16 protein-coding genes and 1 rRNA gene are annotated in these 20450 nt (G+C 74.1%); 6 read left to right on the forward strand and 11 right to left on the reverse strand.

Annotated elements, in window-relative coordinates; genetic code table 11:
• Positions 1-125: 125 nt before the first annotated feature.
• On the reverse strand, positions 126-1541 hold the full coding sequence (locus J1M41_RS04040; RefSeq protein ID WP_206451201.1) for a cation:dicarboxylate symporter family transporter: 1416 nt from the start codon (positions 1539-1541) through the stop codon (positions 126-128).
• A 186-nt stretch (positions 1542-1727) separates the two neighbouring features.
• Between J1M41_RS04040 and J1M41_RS04045 the strand changes: the two genes are divergently transcribed.
• Together J1M41_RS04045 and J1M41_RS04050 are read left to right on the forward strand one after the other, a co-directional pair.
• Positions 1728-3350: an ATP-binding protein gene (locus tag J1M41_RS04045; protein WP_206451202.1), complete on the forward strand. Its 1623-nt coding sequence runs from the start codon at positions 1728-1730 to the stop codon at positions 3348-3350.
• Complete coding sequence (locus tag J1M41_RS04050; RefSeq protein WP_036338133.1) at positions 3347-4063, forward strand: response regulator; 717 nt, start codon at positions 3347-3349, stop codon at positions 4061-4063. The genes J1M41_RS04045 and J1M41_RS04050 overlap by 4 nt, the downstream gene beginning before the upstream one ends.
• 7 nt (positions 4064-4070) lie before the next feature.
• Here J1M41_RS04050 and J1M41_RS04055 read toward each other — a convergent pair whose 3' ends face one another.
• Positions 4071-6026, reverse strand: a complete 1956-nt coding sequence (locus J1M41_RS04055; protein ID WP_036315720.1) for an AMP-binding protein — start codon at positions 6024-6026, stop codon at positions 4071-4073.
• A gap of 216 nt (positions 6027-6242) precedes the next feature.
• Between J1M41_RS04055 and J1M41_RS04060 the strand changes: the two genes are divergently transcribed.
• The 4 genes from J1M41_RS04060 to J1M41_RS04075 are packed head-to-tail and all read left to right on the forward strand — an operon-like array spanning position 6243 to position 10595.
• Positions 6243-6932: a GntR family transcriptional regulator gene (locus J1M41_RS04060; RefSeq protein WP_123244156.1), complete on the forward strand. Its 690-nt coding sequence runs from the start codon at positions 6243-6245 to the stop codon at positions 6930-6932.
• Positions 6929-8455: an MmgE/PrpD family protein gene (locus tag J1M41_RS04065; protein WP_206451203.1), complete on the forward strand. Its 1527-nt coding sequence runs from the start codon at positions 6929-6931 to the stop codon at positions 8453-8455. Before J1M41_RS04060 ends, J1M41_RS04065 begins: the two co-directional genes overlap by 4 nt.
• Positions 8455-9393 (forward strand): methylisocitrate lyase, encoded by a 939-nt coding sequence (prpB, locus tag J1M41_RS04070; protein ID WP_061866975.1) that lies wholly within the window; start codon positions 8455-8457, stop codon positions 9391-9393. The genes J1M41_RS04065 and prpB overlap by 1 nt, the downstream gene beginning before the upstream one ends.
• A 56-nt stretch (positions 9394-9449) precedes the next feature.
• Positions 9450-10595 (forward strand): bifunctional 2-methylcitrate synthase/citrate synthase, encoded by a 1146-nt coding sequence (locus tag J1M41_RS04075; protein ID WP_119217225.1) that lies wholly within the window; start codon positions 9450-9452, stop codon positions 10593-10595.
• 245 nt (positions 10596-10840) lie between these two features.
• Here the strand turns inward: J1M41_RS04075 and J1M41_RS04080 are convergent, their stop codons facing one another.
• The 9 genes from J1M41_RS04080 to rrf all read right to left on the reverse strand — a co-directional run.
• The gene (locus J1M41_RS04080; RefSeq protein WP_206451206.1) at positions 10841-12550 is read right to left on the reverse strand and encodes a CTP synthase; all 1710 of its coding nucleotides are present in this window, start codon (positions 12548-12550) and stop codon (positions 10841-10843) included.
• Between the two features lie 9 nt (positions 12551-12559).
• Positions 12560-13576, reverse strand: coding sequence for a site-specific tyrosine recombinase XerD (gene xerD, locus J1M41_RS04085; protein WP_036315732.1), 1017 nt, complete (start codon positions 13574-13576; stop codon positions 12560-12562).
• Positions 13573-14280, reverse strand: a complete 708-nt coding sequence (locus tag J1M41_RS04090) for an NUDIX hydrolase (RefSeq protein WP_044659884.1) — start codon at positions 14278-14280, stop codon at positions 13573-13575. The genes xerD and J1M41_RS04090 overlap by 4 nt, the downstream gene beginning before the upstream one ends.
• 41 nt (positions 14281-14321) lie before the next feature.
• Positions 14322-16064: a DNA repair protein RecN gene (gene recN, locus J1M41_RS04095; protein ID WP_036383274.1), complete on the reverse strand. Its 1743-nt coding sequence runs from the start codon at positions 16062-16064 to the stop codon at positions 14322-14324.
• A complete protein-coding gene (locus tag J1M41_RS04100) occupies positions 16061-17149 on the reverse strand; it encodes an NAD kinase (RefSeq protein ID WP_036383271.1) in 1089 nt (362 codons plus the stop codon). Before J1M41_RS04100 ends, recN begins: the two co-directional genes overlap by 4 nt.
• 114 nt (positions 17150-17263) lie before the next feature.
• Positions 17264-18106 carry a TlyA family RNA methyltransferase gene (locus J1M41_RS04105; protein WP_036383268.1) on the reverse strand — a complete coding sequence of 281 codons (843 nt, stop codon included), beginning with the start codon at positions 18104-18106 and terminating at the stop codon, positions 17264-17266.
• Positions 18099-18929 (reverse strand): HAD-IIA family hydrolase, encoded by an 831-nt coding sequence (locus J1M41_RS04110; RefSeq protein WP_206451204.1) that lies wholly within the window; start codon positions 18927-18929, stop codon positions 18099-18101. The genes J1M41_RS04105 and J1M41_RS04110 overlap by 8 nt, the downstream gene beginning before the upstream one ends.
• Entirely contained in the window at positions 18926-19828 is a 903-nt protein-coding gene (locus J1M41_RS04115) for a hypothetical protein (RefSeq protein ID WP_235186503.1), read from the reverse strand. Before J1M41_RS04115 ends, J1M41_RS04110 begins: the two co-directional genes overlap by 4 nt.
• Positions 19829-20347: 519 nt before the next feature.
• Positions 20348-20450 (reverse strand): 5S ribosomal RNA (gene rrf / locus J1M41_RS04120); the annotation flags it as partial.

Genomic DNA, 20450 nt, shown 5'->3' on the forward strand with positions numbered 1-20450 from the left:
CCCCCACCCTAGTGCCTGGCGTTCCCGGGACGACGGCGACGCCGGGGACGGGCCTGTGTCCAGGCTCGTCCCCGGCGTCGCCGGTGGTCGACGATGCGGCGTGCCGCGCGGGCCCGCCTCCTCCGTCAGCGGGTGGGGTTCCGGTCGCCGTCGGCGGCCATCGCGAAGTTCAGGCTGGAGTCGGGGTGGCCCTCGTAGGCCTGCTCGGCGACCGTCGGGGACTGCTGCGGGTCGTGCGCGGCGCCGCCATGGCCGACCACGGTCGCCTCGTCGAACTTCAGCTCGCCGCTGAGGACGCGCCGGGCGCGCTCGCCGTCGAGCTCGCCCACCCAGCGGCCGATGAGGAGCGTGGCCACGGCGTTGCCGGTGAAGTTCGTCAGGGCGCGGGCCTCGGACATGAACTTGTCGATGCCCACGATCACTCCCATGCCTCCGAGCAGCTCGGGTCGGTGCGCCTGCAGGCCGGCGGCGAGCGTGGCCATGCCCGCGCCGGTGACGCCGGCCGCGCCCTTCGAGGCGATGATCATGAAGACCAGCAGGCCGACCTGCTCGCCGAGGTTCATCTCCGCGCCCATCGCGTTGGAGACGAAGAGCGCGGCCATGGTCAGGTAGATGGCGGTGCCGTGCAGGTTGAAGGAGTAGCCGGTGGGCACGGTCACGCCCACGACGGACTTGTCCACGCCGGCATGCTCCATCTTGGCGATCAGACGGGGCAGGGCGGCCTCGGAGGAGCTGGTGGCGAAGATGAGCAGGTACTCCCGGCCCAGGTACTTCATGAGGGACAGGATGCTCAGGCCGGTCACGACCTTCAGGATGGTGCCGAGCACCACCACGATGAAGGCGATGCAGGTCAGGTAGAAGGCGCCCATGAGCAGCGCCATGGCGCCGATCGCGGACCAGCCCGTGGAGCCGACGACGGCGGCGATCGCACCGAAGGCGCCGATCGGGGCGACCCACATCACCATCATGAGGATGCGGAACACGACGCCCTGGATCAGGGTGAGACCGCGCAGCAGCGGGGCGCCGGCCGGGCCCATCTGCTGCAGGGCGAAGCCCACGAGCAGGGCGATGAACAGGGTGGGCAACACCGGCAGGGAGCCGGGGATGATGTCCAGCAGGAACTGGACGGTGCCGTCCGCCGCGGCCTGGGGCTTGTTCGGGTCGTAGGGCGTCAGCTTGAGGCCCTCGCCGGGGTGGATGAGGTTGCCGACGACGAGGCCGATGGCCAGCGCGAACGTGGACATCGCCATGAAGTAGACCAGGGCGATGCCGCCCACGCGGCCGACGGTCGCGGCCTTGGCGATCGAGCCGACGCCGAGGACGATCGTGCAGAAGATGACCGGGCCGATCATCATCTTGATGAGGGAGACGAAGCCGTCGCCCAGCGGCTTGAGGGACTTGCCGAACTCGGGGAAGAACAGGCCGACGGCGGCGCCCAGCACCACCGAGGCGATCACGGCGATGTACAGCCAGTGGGTGCGGTCCTTCTTCGTCGCCGGGGCCGGCGGGGCCGAGGTCTCGGCCGGTGGGGTGTGCGCCATCGGGCGTTCCGTTCTGTGCGGTGGTGGGGCGCCGCCGAGCGGTCCGCAGCGGCGCGGGGGATGTGACCACTCACGCGGCCCCCGGGTGGTGTCGGTCACGATTGCGGTCATAGTGGTCACGGCGGCCCGTCGGCTGCAGGATCGTGGGGGTGGACCGGCGCGTCGCCGGCCCGAGGGAGGAGAGGCATGCGCCACCCGTGGTCGATCGCCCGGCGGATCGCCGTGGTCCACGTGGCGCTCGTGGCGGCCATCGCCCTGTTCAGCGTGTGGAGCGCCTACCTCCAGGCCCGCGAGGTGGCCCAGCGCGTCGAGGAGCGCCACGTCCAGGGCGTCACCACCCTAGTGGCGCGCGACCCCGCGCTCGTCTCGGCCCTGCGGGCCGGCGACGCCCCCGCCCTGCAGGCCGGGATCGACGGCTGGATCGCCGAGGCACAGGTCTCGTGGCTGACCGTGATGGACCCGGACGGGATGCGGTTGGCGAGCTGGCGCCCCGAGCAGGTCGGCGTCCGCTACCCGAGGCCGGTGGACGCCGTCGTCGCCGGGGACACCGTCGTGGAGCTCTCGAGCACCGGTGCGGCGGGCCGTTCGGTGCGCGCGCTCGCACCGGTCGTGGACCCGGAGGACGGCACCGTCCTGGGCGTGGTCACGACGGGCGTGCAGATCTCCGATGTCTCCATCATGGCCCAGGCCCAGATCCCCGGCATCCTGCTCGGCTCGGCCGCCGTGGCCGCCGTCGGCCTGCTCGTCGCCTGGCTCGTGGGCCGGTATCTGAACCGGGTGACGCTCGGACGCGGCCCCGAGCAGATCGCCGAGCAGTTCCTGCTGGCGGAGACGGCCATGGACTCGCTCGAGGCCGGCGTCGTGGTCCTCGCCCCGGACGGGCGGGCCCGCCTGCACAACGACGCCGCCGCGCGCCTGCTCGCCTGGGAGGGCGCGGGCGAGCCTCGACTGCCCCCCGAGCTCTCCGCGGCCCTGCCGGGCGCGGTCGGCGGCGAGGCGAGCCTCGCCGTCGGCGGGCGGGTCCTCGTGGTGCAGCAGCGTGTCGTGCGGGCGCCCGGCCGTTCCGACCCCGGCGGGTCGGTCCCGCCGACGGCCCTCGCCGCGGCCGCCCGCGAGGGCGTGACCACCGCCCCGGCGGGATCGCGCGTGCTCGTCCTGCACGACCGCACCGACCTGCAGCGGCTCGGCGACGAGCTCACCGTGGCCCACACCCTGACCACGGCGCTGCGCGCGCAGACGCATGAGCACGCCAACCAGCTGCACACCGCCCTCGCCCTCGTGGAGTCGGGCCGGCTGGAGGCCGCCCGGGCCGTGCTGTCCCGCCGCGCCGCGGACGAGGAGGCCTCCGACGACGTCCTCGCCGCCCTGCTCGACGCGAAGGCCGCCCAGGCGCGTGAGCGGAGCGTGGCGCTGACCTGGTCCGCCGAGCTGACCGCGCCCGCCCCGCTGCGCCCGCTCGACCTGCTGACCGTGCTGGGCAACCTGGTGGACAACGCCCTCGACGCGGCCGCCGCACCGGACCTGTCCGCGGCAGACCGGTGGGTCGACGTCGAGGTGGTCTCGGACGCCGCGGGCCTGCTCGTGCAGGTGGCCGACGGCGGCCCCGGACCCTCCGATGCGGACCGCGGCCGACTCTTCGACCGGGGCTGGTCGACGAAGCCCGTCGGCGCCGCCGGACGCGGCATGGGGCTGTGGCTGACGCGGCGGATCGCGGAGGAGGCCGGCGGGGTCGCGGACGTCGCGACCGACTCGGGCACCGTGTTCACCGTCGAGGTGCCCCGCACCCCCCGACCCCAGGAGGAGACATGACCGCCCGCCCGTACCGGGTGCTCGTCGTCGAGGACGAGCAGCTGACGGCCGAGACCTACGTGGCGCACCTGGACCGGTTGCCGGGCTTCGAGGTGGCCGCGGTGGCCGGCTCCCTGCTGGCCGCGCGGCAGGTCGCCGCGGCGGGCCTGCACGCGGACGGGCGCTTCCCGTTCGACGTCGTGCTGCTGGACATGAACCTGCCGGACGGGCACGGCCTGGACTTCCTGCACCAACTGCGCGCGGCCGGATTCCACGGCGGGGTGCTGGCGCTCACCGCGGCCACCGACCTGCCGGTGGTGCGCCGGGCCGTCGCGTACGGCGTGACGCAGTACCTCGTGAAGCCGTTCGGGTTCGACGAGTTCGCGGATCGGCTGGGCGGGTTCCGCGCCGCCTCGGCGATGCTGGCCGGCGACGGCGCCCTCGACGGCCAGGAGCAGGTGGACGCCGTCTTCCGCGTCTCCCGCGAGCGGCGCGCCGAGGCCCTGCCCAAGGGGCTGACCGAGAGCACCCTGCGCGAGGTGGTGGAGCTGCTGGGGGCGGACCCGGAGACCGCCCTGAGCGCGGCCGAGGTGGGCGAGCGCCTGGGCATCTCCCGCGTGACGGCCCGGCGCTACCTCGAGCACCTCGAGCGGATCCGCCGGGTGCGGCGCTCGGCCCGGCACGGCGGCCGTGGCCGGCCCGAGCAGGAGTACCGCTGGGCCGGCCGCACGTGAGCGGGGCTCAGCGGGCCGGGCGCAGCACCCCGGCCAGGGCCTCGAGCACGGCGGGGTCCTCAATGGTCGAGGGCACCGCGTACTCCTCGCCGTCGGCCATCTGCCGCATGGTCTTGCGCAGGATCTTGCCCGAGCGGGTCTTGGGCAGCGCGTCCACCACGACGACGTCGCGGAAGTCCGCCACCGGGCCCACCTCGCGGCGCACCGCCTGACGCAGCTCGTCCAGGAGCGCGGCCTCGGCCTCGGAGCCGGCCTCGGGCGTCTCGACGCCGGACTTGAGGACCACGTAGCCCGAGGGCCGCTGGCCCTTGAGCGGGTCCGCGATGCCGATCACGGCACATTCGGCCACCGCCGGGTGGGCGGCCAGGGCGGCCTCGAGGACGCCCGTGGACAGCCGGTGCCCGGAGACGTTGATGACGTCGTCGGTGCGGCCGAGCACGAACACGTAGCCGTCCTCGTCCACGACGCCGGAGTCACCGGTCGCGTAATGGCCGGGGAACGCGCTGAGGTAGGAGTCGATGTAGCGCTGGTCGTCGCCCCACAGGGTGGGCAGGGTGCCCGGGGGCAGCGGCAGCCGCAGGGCGATGTTGCCCTCGGTCCCGGCGGGCACGGGCTCGCCCAGGCCGTCCAGGACCACGAGATCGACGCCCGGCGAGGGCACCGAGGACGAGCCGATCTTCACCGGCAGCTGCTCCAGGCCCACCGGGTTCGCCGCGATGGCCCACCCGGTCTCGGTCTGCCACCAGTGGTCGATCACCGGCATGCCCAGCAGGCCCTCGATCCACCGCTGCGTCTCCGGGTCCAGGCGCTCGCCCGCGGCGAAGAAGTGCCGCAGGGAGGACAGGTCGTGGTCCTTGAGCAGCTCGCCCTCGGGGTCGGCGCGGCGGATCGCGCGCAGCGCCGTGGGGGCCGTGAAGAAGGAGCGCACGCCGTGGTCCTCGATCAGCCGCCAGAACGCGCCGGCGTCGGGCGTGCCCACGGGCTTGCCCTCGTACATGACCGTGGTGGCCCCGGCCAGCAGCGGGCCGTAGACGATGTAGGAGTGCCCCACGACCCAGCCCACGTCCGAGGCCGTGCACATCGCCTGCCCCGGACCGACGTCGTAGATGTGCTCCATGGTCCAGCGCAGGGCGACGGCGTGGCCCCCGTTGTCCCGGACGACGCCCTTCGGCTTGCCCGTGGTGCCCGAGGTGTAGAGCACGTACAGCGGGTCGGTGGCCTGCACCGGGACGCAGTCGGCCGGCTCGGCGGCCGCGACGGCCTCGCCCCAGTCCTCCCAGCTCGCGCCCCCGCGCCCGTCGGCGTCCGCGAGCGCGGTCTCGAAGCCCTCGCGGTGGTGGACCAGCACCGTGCGCACGGGGTGCGCGGCGGTCTCGAGCGCCTCGGCCACGGCGGGCAGGTATTCGACCCGGCGCTTGGGCTCGATGCCGCCGGAGCAGGTGAGCACGACGTCGGGGGCGGCGTCGTCGATGCGGGAGGCGAGCTCGCGCGGGGCGAAGCCGCCGAAGACCACGGAGTGCACCGCGCCGAGCCGCGCGCACGCCAGCATCGCGATGTGGGCCTGCGGGATCATCGGCAGGTACACGAGGACGCGGTCGCCCTTGCCGACGCCGCGCGCGGCCAGGGCGCCGGCCAGGCGGGCCACCGCGTCCGTGAGCTCGGCGTACGTGTAGCGGGTGACCTCACCGGTCATCGCGGAGTCGTGGATCAGCGCGACGGCGTCCCCGCGGCCCGCCTCGACGTGCCGGTCCAGGCAGTTGAAGGCGGTGTTCAGCTCGCCGTCCGGGAACCAGCGGTACAGAGGCGCGGCGGAGTCGTCGAGGGCGCGCGTGGGCGCGACGGTCCAGTCGATGGCGCGCGCCGCGTCGAGCCAGAACCCCTCGGGGTCGCGGAGGGAGCGGGCGTGGGCGTCGGCGTACGCGCCGGAGGGGCGGTCTTCGGCGGGGGCATCGTGGGTCGCCATGCGCCCAGGGTAGTGCCGTGGATCACAGGGGGCAAGGGATCTGTATACATTTCGTGCCCCGTCAGTGAGGCGTGGCGGCACGCGCGAGACCCGCGCCGGGGACGCACCACCCAGCCCCCGCACGCCGGACGACGCTCCCCGTAGACGGCGTCGCCCGGCACGCGCATCGGACACACCCCCTGCCCTCGGCGGGACTGTTGTGTATACACTGGCGGCATGCGAGCGAGTGAGCGGGCGTACCAGGCCCTGAGGGCGGAGATCCTCGACTGGTCCCTCCCTCCGGGCGCGGGCCTGGGCGAGGTGGAGCAGGCCGAGCGCCTGGGCATCTCGCGCACCCCTCTGCGCGAGGCGCTCTCCCGCCTGGTGGCCGACGGCCTGGCCGAGCAGGCCCCGGGCCGGGGCATCGTCGTCGCCGACGTGTCCCTCGAACAGGCGGACCAGCTGTTCGACCTGCGCATCGCCCTCGAGTCCCTCCTGGCGCGCCGGGCCGCGCAGCGGGCCACCCCGGAGGCGGCCGAGCGGTTCACGGTCCTCGCGGGCCGTTTCCAGGAGGCCGAGGCGGCCCTGCGCGGCGGGACCGACCCGGCGGACTACTACGCGATGACGGCCGAGCTGGACAGCCGGCTGGACGAGGCCGCCGCGAACCCCTACCTCGTCTCCACCCTGCGCACCCTGCGCCTGCACCTGGCGCGCCTGCGCCGACTGGCCGCGGACGACCCGGCCCGCCTCGCGGCCTCCGCCGCGGAGCACGCGGACATCGCCGACGCCGTCGGCTCGGGCGCCGCAGACCTCGCGGAGGCGACCACGCGGGTCCACCTGCACCACGCCTTCCACCATCTGACCCGGCGCGGCCGCGCCGAGGAGACCCCGACCCTGCTGACCCCCACCGAAGGAGACCGACCATGAAGAACCATCACGTGCGCGTGCACCGCTCCGAGGAGAACCTCGAGCGCAAGGACCAGCTGGCCTGGAAGCTGGCCGAGGTGGCCGTCGACGACGTCGAGGTGCTGCCCGAGGTCGAGGAGATGATCATCAACCGGATCATCGACAACGCCTCCGTCGCGGTCGCCTCGCTGAAGCGCGGCCCGATCGTCGCCGCCCGCGCCCAGGCCCTGTCCCACCCGGTCTCCACCGGCGGTGCGGGCGCCTCCGTGTTCGGTGTGGAGCAGAAGGTCTCCCCCGAGTGGGCCGCATGGGCCAACGGCGTGGCCGTCCGCGAGCTGGACTACCACGACACGTTCCTGGCCGCCGAGTACTCCCACCCGGGCGACAACATCCCGCCGATCCTCGCCGTCGCCCAGCACGCCGGCCGCTCCGGCAAGGACCTGATCCGCGGCATCGCCACCGGCTACGAGATCCAGGTGGACCTCGTGAAGTCCATCAACCTGTACGGCCACAAGATCGACCACGTGGCCCACATCGGCCCCTCCGCCTCCGCCGGCATCGGCACCCTGCTTGGCCTGGACACCGAGACCCTCTTCCAGGCCATCGGCCAGGGCCTGCACACCACCACCGCCACCCGCCAGTCCCGCAAGGGCGAGATCTCCACGTGGAAGGCCCACGCCCCGGCGTTCGCGGGCAAGATGGCCGTCGAGGCCGTGGACCGCGCCATGCGCGGCCAGACCTCCCCCGTCCCGATCTACGAGGGCGAGGACGGCGTGATCGCCTGGCTGCTGGACGGCCCGGACGCCTCCTACGAGGTGCCGCTGCCCGAGCAGGGCGAGCCCAAGCGCGGCATCCTGGACACCTACACCAAGGAGCACTCGGCCGAGTACCAGGCCCAGGCCTGGATCGACCTGGCCCGCAAGCTCCACAGGGAGCACCCGGAGGCCACCGACCCGGCGAACGTCGAGTCGGTGCTGATCAAGACCTCGCACCACACCCACTACGTGATCGGCTCGGGCGCCAACGACCCGCAGAAGTACGATCCGACGGCCTCGCGCGAGACCCTCGACCACTCGATCCCCTACATCTTCACCGTGGCCCTGCAGGACGGCTCCTGGCACCACGTGGACTCCTACGCCCCCGAGCGCGCCCAGCGCGAGGACACCGTGGCCCTGTGGCACCGGGTGACCACCGTGGAGGACCCGGAGTGGACCCGCCGCTACCACTCGCTGGACCTCGCGGAGAAGGCGTTCGGCGGAGCGGTGGAGATCACCCTCAAGGACGGCACCGTCATCACCGACGAGATCGCCGTGGCCGACGCCCACCCGCTCGGCGCCCGGCCGTTCGCCCGCGAGCAGTACATCCAGAAGTTCCGCACCCTGGCCGAGGGCATCGTCTCGAAGGAGGAGCAGGACCGCTTCCTGGCCGCCGCCGAGCGCGTGGCCGAGCTGCAGCCCGGCGAGCTGGACCAGCTGAACATCCTGGCGGACCCGGCGTTCCTGTCCGAGGCCGACCTCGCCGCCGCCCCGAAGGGCCTGTTCTGATGCTGTACTCGACGAAGACGGCCGAACAGAAGCGGATCGACCTGCGGCAGACCCTCAAGCAGGGCGGCGCCCAGCAGTTCCCGGGCGCGTTCACGCCGCTGACCGCCAAGCTGATCCAGGAGAAGGGCTTCCCCGGGGTGTACATCTCCGGCGGCGTGCTCGCGAACGAGCTGGGCCTGCCCGACGTCGGGCTGACCACGCTCACCGAGGTGGCCGTGCGCGGCGGGCAGATCGCCCGCCTCACGGACCTGCCGTGCCTCATCGACGCGGACACGGGCTTCGGCGAGCCGATGAACGTGGCCCGCACGGTGCAGGAGTTCGAGAACGCCGGCCTGGCCGGCTGCCACATCGAGGACCAGTTCAACCCCAAGCGATGCGGCCACCTCGACGGCAAGAACATGGTGGACCTCGACACCGCGGTCAAGCGCATCGCCGCCGCCGTCGACGCCCGCCGGGACCCGAACTTCCTCATCATGGCGCGCACCGACCTGCGTGCCGTGGAGGGCCTGGACGCCGCGATCGCCCGCATGAAGGCGCTCGTGGAGGCCGGTGCGGACGCGATCTTCCCGGAGGCCCTGAAGGACATCGGCGAGTTCGAGACCGTGTGTCGCGAGCTGGAGCCCCTCGGGGTCCCGGTCCTGGCGAACATGACCGAGTTCGGCAAGTCCGAGCTGTTCACCCGCCAGCAGCTGGCCGACGCCGGCATCGCGATGGTGATCTACCCGGTCACCCTGCTGCGCTCCGCGATGGGCGCCGCCGAGCGCGTGCTCGACGCCATCAAGGAGGAGGGCACCCAGCAGTCGCAGGTGGAGCAGATGCTCACCCGCGCCCGCCTCTACGAGCTGGTGGACTACGAGGGCTACAACGCCTTCGACACGGGCATCTTCAACTTCGACGTGCCCACGCTCGACATCGGCGCCAACCACGCCGACCTCTGACCCGTCACCGGGCCCGCCCGTGCGCGGGCGGGCCCCACTCCCCGAGGAGGGACACCATGACCGAGACCGAGATCAAGAAGGGCCTGGCCGGCGTCGTCGTGGACACCACGGCGATCTCCAAGGTCAACCCGGAGACGAACTCCCTGCTGTATCGCGGCTATCCCGTGCAGGACCTGGCCGCGCAGCTTTCGTTCGAGGCCGTCGCGCTGCTGCTCTGGACGGGCGAGCTGCCCACGGACGAGGAGCTGGCCGCGTTCGAGCACTTCGAGCGCGCGCACCGTGCCCTCGACCCGAAGGTGAAGCAGGCCATCGACCTGCTGCCCACCGACTGCCACCCCATGGACGTCGGACGCACCGCCGTGTCCGTGCTCGGCGCGAACCACCCGAAGGCGGAGGACTCCTCCCCCGAGGCCGAGCTGGAGAAGGCCCAGGCCCTGTTCGCGGCGTTCCCGGCCGTCGTTGCCTACGACCAGCGCCGCCGGCGCGGCCAGGACGTGGTGGAGCCGCGCGAGGACCTGGACTACTCGCAGAACTTCCTCTGGATGACGTTCGGCGAGGAGGCCGCCCCGGAGGTCGTGGACGCGTTCCGCGTCTCGATGGTGCTGTACGCCGAGCACTCGTTCAACGCCTCGACTTTCACCGCGCGCGTGATCACCTCGACGCTCTCCGACCTGCACTCGGCCGTGACCGGTGCGATCGGCGCGCTCAAGGGCCCCCTGCACGGCGGCGCCAACGAGGCCGTGATGCACACCTTCGACGAGATCGGCATCCGGAAGGAGGAGTCCCGTGAGGACGCCGCCGCCCGAGCGAAGGCGTGGATGGAGGACGCCCTGGCCCAGAAGAAGAAGGTCATGGGCTTCGGCCACCGCGTCTACAAGAACGGCGACTCCCGCGTGCCCACCATGAAGGCCGCACTGGACCGGATGATCGAGCACTACGGCCGCGAGGAGATGCTCGGCCTGTACGACGGTCTGGAGCAGGCCATGGACGAGGCCAAGCAGATCAAGCCGAACCTCGACTACCCCGCCGGCCCGACGTATCACCTCATGGGCTTCGACACGGAGATGTTCACCCCGCTGTTCATCGCCTCGCGCATCACGGGCTGGACCGCCCACATCATGGAGCAGCGCGCCGCGAACGCGCTGATCCGCCCGCTCTCGGCCTACGACGGCCCCGAGCAGCGGGAGCTGCCGGCGGGCTGAGCCTCGTGAGGGGCGGTCGGGGCGACTTGTCGGAGGTGTAGACGCAGATCACCTCCGACACGTCGCCCCATTCGCTCGCGGCGCGGTGCCGCGTGCACGACGACGGCGGGTCGCCCCGGGTGGGGCGGCCCGCCGTCGTCGTGTCGTCATCGGTGCGACGCCCTCGCAGAGTGGTCACGACACGCCGCGTGCCGGGCGCGGCGACGGCGTGTCGTGACCACTGTGTCGGGCCGGTCGTCGGCCCCTCAGCGCCGGGCCGCCGCGTCGGCGCGGCGGGCCAGGCCGGCGGCGACGAGGCCGGCGAACAGCGGGTGCGGGCGGGTCGGCCGGGAGGAGAACTCCGGGTGGGCCTGCGTGGACACGTAGTACGGGTGCACGTCCCGGGGCAGCTCCACGAACTCCACGAGGGCGCCGTCCGGGGAGGTGCCGCAGATCGCGAGACCGGCCTCCTCGAGGCGGTCGCGGTAGGCGTTGTTCACCTCGTAGCGGTGGCGGTGGCGCTCGGTCACCTCGGTGGTGCCGTAGGCCTCGGCCACCACGGAGCCCGGGCGCAGGGTCGCGGGGAAGGCGCCCAGGCGCATGGTGCCGCCGAGGTCCCCCTCGCCGGCCACGATCTGCTCCTGCTCGGCCATGGTGGCGATCACGGGCGAGGCGGTCTCCGGGTCGAACTCGGTGGAGTCCGCGTCCTCCAGGCCGAGGACGTTGCGGGCGTACTCGATGACCATGGACTGCAGGCCCAGGCACAGACCCAGCGTCGGGATCCGCTGCTCGCGGGCGTGCCGCAGCGCGCCGAGCTTGCCCTCGAGCCCGCGCACGCCGAAGCCGCCGGGCACACACACGGCGTCGACGTCCGCGAGCGCCACCGCCGCGCCCTCGGGGGTGGCGCACTCGTCCGCGGCCACCCAGCGGATGCCCACCTTGGCCCGGTGGGCGAAGCCACCGGCGCGCAGCGCCTCGGTGACGGACAGGTAGGCGTCCGGCAGGTCCACGTACTTGCCCACGAGCGCCACGGTGAGCTCATGCTCCGGGTGGTGCACGGCGTCCATGAGCGCGTCCCAGGCGGTCCAGTCCACGTCCTTGAACTTCAGGTCCAGGGACTGCACCACGTGGGCGTCGAGGCCCTGGTCGTGGATGACGCGGGGGATGTCGTAGATGGAGGGGGCGTCGGCGCAGTTGACGACGGCGTCCTGCGGGACGTCGCACATGCGGGCGATCTTGCCGCGGACGTCGTCGGGGACGGCCCGGTCCGAGCGCAGCACGATCGCGTCCGGCTGGATGCCGATCGAGCGCAGGGCGGCCACGGAGTGCTGGGTGGGCTTGGTCTTGAGCTCCTGCGAGGGGCCGATGTACGGCACGAGGGAGACGTGCAGGAAGAAGACGTCGTCGCGGCCGACGTCCTGGCGGACCTGGCGGGCGGCCTCGAGGAAGGGCTGCGACTCGATGTCGCCGACGGTGCCGCCGATCTCCGTGATGATCACGTCCGGGGCGGGGCGGTCGCCGCGGGGCTCCGCGGGCAGGCGCATCCGGCGGCAGATGTCGTCGGTGATGTGCGGGATGACCTGGACGGTGTCCCCGAGGTACTCGCCGCGGCGCTCGCGGGCGATCACGGTGGAGTACACCTGGCCGGTGGTCACGTTGTCCAGGCCGTCGAGGTCCTCGTCGAGGAAGCGCTCGTAGTGGCCGATGTCCAGGTCCGTCTCGGCGCCGTCCTCGGTGACGAACACCTCGCCGTGCTGGAACGGGTTCATGGTGCCCGGGTCCACGTTGAGGTAGGGGTCGAGCTTCTGCATCACCACCCTGAGCCCGCGCGCCTTGAGCAGGTGGCCGAGCGAGGAGGCCGTGAGCCCCTTGCCGAGGGAGGAGGCGACACCGCCGGTCACGAACACGTGACGGGTGACGCGCGTGGACGTCTGAGTACGAGAAGTTCGTTTCACCACGGATTTTGAGCGTATCAGGTGCGGGGCTCAGCGCGCGCGCGGATGCGCGGCGGAGTAGACCTCGCGCAGGGAGTCCACGGTGACGAGGGTGTACACCTGCGTGGTGGTCACGGACGCGTGCCCGAGCAGCTCCTGGACCACGCGGACGTCCGCGCCGCCGGCCAGCAGGTGCGTGGCGAAGCAGTGGCGCAGGGTGTGGGGCGAGACGTCCGCCTCGAGGCCGGCGCGCTCGGCCGCCCGCTTCAGCACGGCCCACGCGGACTGCCGGGAGAGCCGGCCCCCGCGGGCGTTGACGAACAGGGCGGGCGTGGAGCGTGTGACTCCCGTCATGATCGTGGGCCGTCCCCGCACCAGCCATGCGTCGAGCGCGGCGGCCGCGTAGGAGCCGATCGGCACCACGCGCTCCTTGGACCCCTTGCCGAACAGGCGGACCACGGGCTGGCCGCCGTCGTCCCCGGTCTGCGCGAGCCCCACCACGTCGTCGACGTCGAGGCCGACCACCTCGGAGATGCGGGCGCCGGTGCCGTAGAGGAACTCGAGCAGCGCGCGGTCCCGCAGTCCGGCGGGGGTGTCGACGGGCACGGCCTCCAGCAGCGCCGTCACCTGCTCCACGGGGAGCGCCTTCGGCAGGCGGTCGCCCGGCTTCGGCGGGTGGACGTCGCGGGCGGGGTCGGCGGGCGTGAGTCCCTCGAGGGCCCAGAACCGGTGCAGGCCGCGCACGGCCGCGAGCACGCGGGCCGCCGAGCGGACCGCGAGGGGCCGCCCGCCGTCCTCGCCGGTGCCCAGCGCCCGCAGGAAGCCGGAGACGTGGCCGGGGTCGACGTCGGCGGGGGCGCGCACCCCGTGGGCTTCGAGCCAGCGGCGGTAGCGCTCGAGGTCGCGGCGGTAGGCGGCCAGCGTGTTCGCGGCGAGGCCCCGCTCGACGGCCAGGTGCTCCAGGTGGCGGCGGAACGGGGCCGCGAGCGCGGACTCCGCGCCCCGGCCCCCACGGCTCCCACGGGCCTCGGCCTCGCCGCTCCCCCGGGCGGCCGGGTCGGTGCTCACGCGGGCCAGTCCGCCCCGGGGCCGTGGCGGTCCGGGACGAAGGGGGCGTCCACGGGGCGCAGGCGCCGCCACCCCTGGGCGCGGTGGGCGCACAGGGCGAGGATCGCCACGACCGTGGAGGGGTTGTGCACGCGCCCATCCAGGACGGCGTCGGTCACCTCGTCGACGCCGACCCACACGAGCGGCATGGCGGCCTCCTCGTCCTGCCGGGTGTGCCGCTCGCCGTCGGGGATCTCTTCGATCTGACGGGCCAGGAACACGCGGATCGCCTCGCTGGAGCCGCCCGGGGTCGTGTAGTAGTCGACGAGGGTGTGCCACTCGCGGGCGCGCAGGTCGGCCTCCTCGGCCAGCTCACGGACGGCGACCTGGTGGAGGTCCTCCCCGTCCACGTCCCGCAGGCCCGCCGGGATCTCCCACAGCTCCATGCCCACGGGGTGGCGGTACTGGCGGACGAGGGCCACCTGCTCGCGGGGGCCGGTGGTGGTGAGCTTGGTGCGGACCGCGAGGATCGCCACCGCGCCCGGGTGCACCATCAGCTCCCGGGTCAGGGGATCCTGGGACTTGTCCGCCGGATCCAGGCGGAACGACTCCCGGGCGATGTCCCACACTCGGCCTTCGTAGACGGTCTTCGACTTCTTCACCGGGCGGGGGACGTGCAGGTCGCGCAGGGGCGAGCGTCCCGCGGACGCGGGGATCTCAGGCATGGGGCGATCCTCTCATGTCGGGGCGGCGTCCACGGACCGGGTCAGCCGCGTTCGCGGGCGGAGGACTCGAGCAGCTCCCGGGCATGCTCGCGGGCCGCCGCGGAGTCCCCGTGCCCGGCGAGCATGCGGGCGAGCTCCTCGACCCGTTCGTCGGCCGTCAGCGTCACGACGTCGGAGGTGGTCACACCCGCGGCCGGGTCCGAGTTCTTCTCCACCCGCACGTGCCGGTCCGCGTAGGCGGCGACCTGGGGCAGGTGCGTCACGGCGATGACCTGCACGTGGCGGGCGAGCCGGGCCAGGCGGGCCCCGATCCGCACGGCGGCCTCACCGCCCACGCCGGCGTCGACCTCGTCGAACACGAAGGTGGGCACCGGGTCCGTGGCGGCCAGGACCACCTCGAGGGCGAGCATCACGCGGGAGAGCTCGCCGCCGGAGGCGCCGCGGCCCAGGGGCCGGGGCTCGACACCCGCGTGGGGGCGCAGGGCGAGCGTGACGTCCTCAGCGCCGTACGGGCCGAGACCGTCCCCGGCGACCGGCGTCAGTCCCACGTGGAACGAGGCGTCCGGCATGAACAGGGCGTGCAGCTCCTCGGTCACCGCGGTCTCGAGCCGCTCGGCGGCCGCGGTGCGCAGGGCGGTGAGGGTCGCGGCCCGTTCGCGCAGCGCGGCGTCGAGCCGGTCGACCTCCGCCTCGAGCTCCTCGAGGCGGCCGGAGTCGCCCTGCAGCTCGTCCAGGCGCGGACGCTGGGTCCGGGCCCAGTCGATCACGTCGGCGAGCTCCGGCCCGTAGAGCCGCTGCAGTCGTGTGAGCTCGGCCAGCCGGGACTGGGCCGCGTCGAGGTCGGAGGCCGCGTCGGCGTCCAGGTCAGCGGTGTAGCGGGCCAGGTCGCCGGCGATGTCCGTGAGCACGACGGCGGCCTCGGCCAGGCGCGCGGCCGCGGCGGCGAGCTCGGGGTCGTCGCCGGGGGCGGCGAGCACGGCCTGCTGCGCCGCCTCCACGAGGCTGACGGCGCCGGGGGTCTCGTCCATCGTGTCCACGTCGGGGCCGGCCAGTCGGGCGTGTGCCTCCCCGGAGGCGGCGCGCAGCTCCTCGACGTCCTCGAGCCGGCGGATGAGAGCCCGCAGCTCCTCGTCCTCGCCCTCCTGCGGCTCGGCGAGGTCGATCTCCTCGAGCGAGCGCTGGAGCGCCTCGGCTTCGCGGGCCCGCTCTTGGCGGTGGGCGGTGAGCTCCTCGCGCTCCCGACGCGCGGCGGTCCAGGCGGCGTGGTCCGCGCGGTAGGCGCGCAGGGCCGCGGCGAGCTCGGCGCCGCCGAACGCATCGAGGGCGTGCCGCTGGGCGTCGGCGCCCTGGAGGCGGACCTGGTCGTTCTGGCCGTGCACGGCCACGAGGGTCGCCCCGATCTCGGCGAGCAGGCCGACGGGCACGGTCCGCCCGCCGGCGGCGGCGCGCGAGCGGGTCCCCTCCCCGGACGCCGTGACGCTGCGGCTCAGGACGAGCTCCCGGACGCCCTCGTCGGCCTCGTCCAGCACGGCCCCGGCGTCCTCGGCGAGGGCGAGCGCGGCGTGCGCCTCGGGCAGGCGGACGCCGGCGTCCACGACGGCACGGGACGAGCCCCGGCGGACCGCGCCCGCGTCGGCGCGAGCGCCGAGCAGCAGGCCCAGGGCGGTGACCACCATGGTCTTGCCGGCGCCGGTCTCGCCGGTGACGACGGTGAAGCCGGGGTCCAGGTCCACGGTGGCCTCGCCGATCACGCCGAGCCCCGAGATCCTCAGATGGTCGATCATGCGTCCTCCCCGGGGTGACGCGCCCCGCGGTCGCGGTGGCGCTGGATGTCCGCGGGCGAGAGCACCGACAGCGGCATGGTGGCCGGTTCGACGACGTCGGGACGCGGCCCCGCGTGCCGCGGCTCGACGGTCTCCACCGCGTGGAGCACGCCCGCCCGCTCCTGGGCGGTGACGGGGCCGCGCCAGCCGTCCGTGGGCAGCCGGAACTTGCGCACGAGCCGTTCCGCGAAGGGCGTCGGGTTGAGACGGGCCAGGCGCACCGGCTCCGCCGACCGGGACACCTCGATCCGGGCCTGCGGCGGCAGTTCGACGGTGCGCCGGCCGTCACACCACAGCACACCGGTCTCGCGGGTGCGGGTGAGCACGTCCACGCCGATCGTGGAGCGCGGACCCACCACGAGGGGGCGGGTGAACAGGGCGTGGGCGCTGATGGGCACGCACAGCAGGGCCTCCACGGAGGGCCACACGACGGGGCCCCCGCCGGAGAAGGCGTAGGCGGTGGAGCCGGTGGGGGTGGCCAGGACGACGCCGTCGCAGCCGAAGGCCGTCAGCGGCGAGTTGTCCACGGAGACGACCACCTCGAGCATCCGCTCCCGGTGGGACTTCTCCACGGAGGCCTCGTTGAGGGCCCACGTGCGGGCCACCTCGCGGCCCTCCACGAGCACGACGACGTCCAGGGCCATGCGCTCGATCACCACGTAGGACTCCGAGGCGATCGCCTGGACGGTGCGGTGCAGGTCGGTGCGCTCGGACTCGGCGAGGAAGCCGACGTGGCCCAGGTTCACCGCCAGCAGTGGCACGTTGTGGCCGCGGACGAAGTCGGCCGCCCGCAGCACCGAGCCGTCGCCGCCGAGGACGAGGCCGAGGGTGATGTCCTCGAGCTCGCAGTCGACCCCGAGGGCCTCCGGCGCGAACTCCGGGGGGTCCCCCGCGGCCGCGCGGATGGCGGCCACGTCCTGTTCGAGCATGACGCTGACCAGGCCCTCCTCCGCGAACATGCGGGTGGCCTGCAGCGCCGCGCTGATGGCGTCCTCGCGGCCCGTGTGGGTCAGGACGAGGACACGACGTCCGGGGGTGTAGGGCATGGTTCCTTCCGCGAGCCGGGGTGCCGGGCACTGCGCTCCAGGATAGCCACGAGATCGGACACGCGAACCGGTGGCCCCGCGCCCGTGGACGGGCGGCGCCCCCCCGGACGCGGGTCAGGACCAGTCGATGTGGGCGCCCCGGACCCACCCGGCGGCGCGCTCGTCGGCGGGCGTGGCCGGGCTCGTCCTGCCGGCCGGGTCGTCGGCCGCGGTGGCGTCGGGGCGGTGGAGCCGCAGGAAGAACTCGGCGTTCCCGTCCTGGCCGGCCAGGCCGGATCGGGTGAGGCCGCGGGGGGCGAGGCCGGCGCCCAGCGCGGCCGCGGCCACCCCGGCGACGGCGTCGCGGCGGGCGTCCGGATCGGTGACGACGCCGGAGCGCGGCAGGGCGCGCCGCCCGACCTCGAACTGGGGCTTGACCATGAGCAGCAGCTCCGCGCCGGGTCGGCACACGCCCGCGAGCGGGGCGAGGACGAGGCGCAGCGAGATGAAGGACAGGTCGGAGACCACCAGGTCCACCGGACCGTCGATGTCCTCGGCCGTGAGGTCGCGGACGTTGAGCCCCTCGCGCACGAGGACGCGGGGGTCGGCCTGGACGGGCGGGGCCAGCTGGTCGTGGCCCACGTCGACGGCGGCCACCCGTTCGGCGCCCCGCTCGAGGAGGACCTGGGTGAATCCGCCGGTGGAGGCCCCGGCGTCGAGCGCCCGGCGGCCGGCCACGGCGACGTCCGGGAACGCCTCGAGTGCGCTGACGAGCTTGTGGGCCGCACGGGAGACGTACCGCGGGCCCGGGTCGCGCAGGCGCAGCGTGGCGTCGGCGGCCACGCGGTCGGAGGGCCGGCGCACCGGGCGGCCGTCGAGGAGGACCTGCCCCGCCCGGATGAGCGCCGCGCCCTCCGTGCGGGAGCGGGCCAGGCCCCGGGCGGCCAGGGCGACGTCGGCGCGTGCGGTCTCAGCCACGCCGCGGGTCGGCGGAGGTCTCGGCACCGCCGCCGAGCAGAGCGGGCAGGTGCGCGCGGACCCACGTGGGCCGGTCCGGCCCGGGGGCGGCGGCCGCGGTCTCGCGCGTGTCGATGCCGGTCAGGACGAGCACCGTGTCGAACCCCGCCGCGTTGCCGCCGCGGATGTCCGTGTCCAGGCGGTCGCCGACCACGAGGGGACGGGCCAGGCCGAGGGCCTCGGCCGCCGTCCGGAACAGTCGTGGCTCGGGCTTGCCCGCCGCGACGGGCGCGGTGCCGGTGGCCCGGCCCACCGCCTCGACGAGGGCCCCGTTGCCGGGGGCGATCCCCTCCGCGCGCGGGATCGAGGTGTCCAGGTTGGTGGCGACCCAGGTGGCCCCGGCGCGCACGGCGTACGCCGCCTCCGCCAGATCGGCCCAGCCGAGACCGGGGTCGAAGCCCTGGATCACCGCGTCGGGGCGCTGCGCCGCGGACGCGACCACCTCGTAGCCCCGCTCCTCGACCACGGCGCGCAGGTACGCCGAGCCGACCACGAGCACCCGGCCGGTGCGGCGGCCGAGCGTCTCCTCGAGCAGGTCGACGCCCGCCGGTGCGGAGCCGAAGACCTGCCCCGCCTGCGCGGGCACCCCGAGCGTGCGGAGATGCTCGGCCACAGACTCCGGCGCGCGGGAGGCGTTGTTCGTCACGAACCCGACCGGCACGCCCCGTTCCTGCAGCGTCGACAGCGTCTCGACCGCCCCGGCGATCGCGCCGCCTCCGGCGTAGACGACGCCGTCCAGGTCGCAGAGCAGCCCGTCGTGACCGGCGAAGAACGTGGCGCTCACCGCTCGTCTGCCTCCGGGGCCTCGAGGGCGTCGAACAGCGACAGCTGGTTCGGGTCGACCTCGTCCGGCGCGTCGACGGCGGCCGGCGGCTCCGTGGCGGCCTCCGGCCGGGGCGCCTCGGTCGGCTCCGTGGCGGCCTCCGGCTCCTCGGCCGGGGATCCGTCCGCCGTCGGCTCCGCACCGGCCTCGGCCGCATACCGCTCGTGGCGCCGTTCGCGGGGGGACGGGCGGCGGTCCCGGGGGTCCTCGACCGGCTCGGTGTCCACGTCGATGATCTCCGGGTCCGCGAACCCGCCCACGCCGAGGGCCTTCTCCGCGACGCGCACGGCACGCGCCCAGAGCCGAGCCTCGTCGCGGCGCCCCAGGGCGAGCAGCACGTCGGCCTGGCGCTGGAACAGCCGGGGAGAGAAGGGGTAGCCGCGCCGCCGGTCCAGTTCCGGGATCTGCAGGGCCTCATGGGCACCCTGAAGGTCGCCGGCGTCCTCGCGGATGCCGGAGACGACCATGGCCAGCTCGGCCCGCGCCGCCCGGTCCAGACGCGAGGCATCCACCTCGGCGGCCAGCTGCAGGGCCTTCTCCGTGCGGCCGAGGGCACGCTCGCTATCCACCTGCGCGGCGATGTGGGTGTCATCGCCCGTCATACGCCGGTAGGTGCGGAACTCGCGCAGCGCGTCGGCGTACTCCCCCGCCGCGTAGGCGGTGAGCGCGACTGCCTCGCGCACGCGTGAGAGGCGGCCGCCCTTGCGGGACGCGGCGAGGGCGTGCTGGAACGCCAGCGCCGGGTCGACGTCCAGGTAGCGGCCGGCCATCACGAGATGCTTGGCGACCCAGCTGGCAGGACGCTCGTCGAGGCCGTTGATCTCCTTGAGCGTGCCGCGGTCGAGCTCCTGGCCCGTCACGTCCGGGTCGATGTCCGGAGAGCGCTCCTGGTCCGCACGATTCGCCGCTCGGAGGTCACCGGGATTGTGCGCGGGTCGTTCGGCGCGGTCCTCGCGACGAGGGCCCGTCGGCGCACCGCGGCGCTCGGGGCGTCCGCCCCCCTGGCCCGGGCCGCGCCGGCGGTCCTCGTGAGGCCCGCCGGAGCGGCGCCGGTCACCGGCGCCGCTGCGAGGACGTCCGTCGCGGTCACCACCACGACGCCGGCCATCACCGCCACCGCGGGGCCCGCGGCCCTCGGATCCGCGGCCCTCGCGGCGCTCTCGGGGGGTGTCCTCAGCCATGGTGTCCTTCCTGGGCGTCACGCCGCGATGATCCGCGGGAACGCAGTCTCTGTTCCTCATGCGCCGGCCTCGCGGCCGGGTACTCAGGGGACCAGGCTAGTGCCCGGAGCCTGTGGCGGACCGTCCTTGCGGGGAAAACAGTCCAGAAATGCGGGAAGGGCCTCGCACCCAACGGTGCGAGGCCCTCCCCCAAAGAATGTCCGGCGGCGACCTACTCTCCCACAACCTCCCGGCTGCAGTACCATCGGCGCTGTGGGCCTTAGCTTCCGGGTTCGGAATGGAACCGGGCGTTTCCCCCACG

The organism is Micrococcus sp. KRD096 (assembly GCF_017168495.1).
Classification (GTDB): domain Bacteria; phylum Actinomycetota; class Actinomycetes; order Actinomycetales; family Micrococcaceae; genus Micrococcus; species Micrococcus luteus.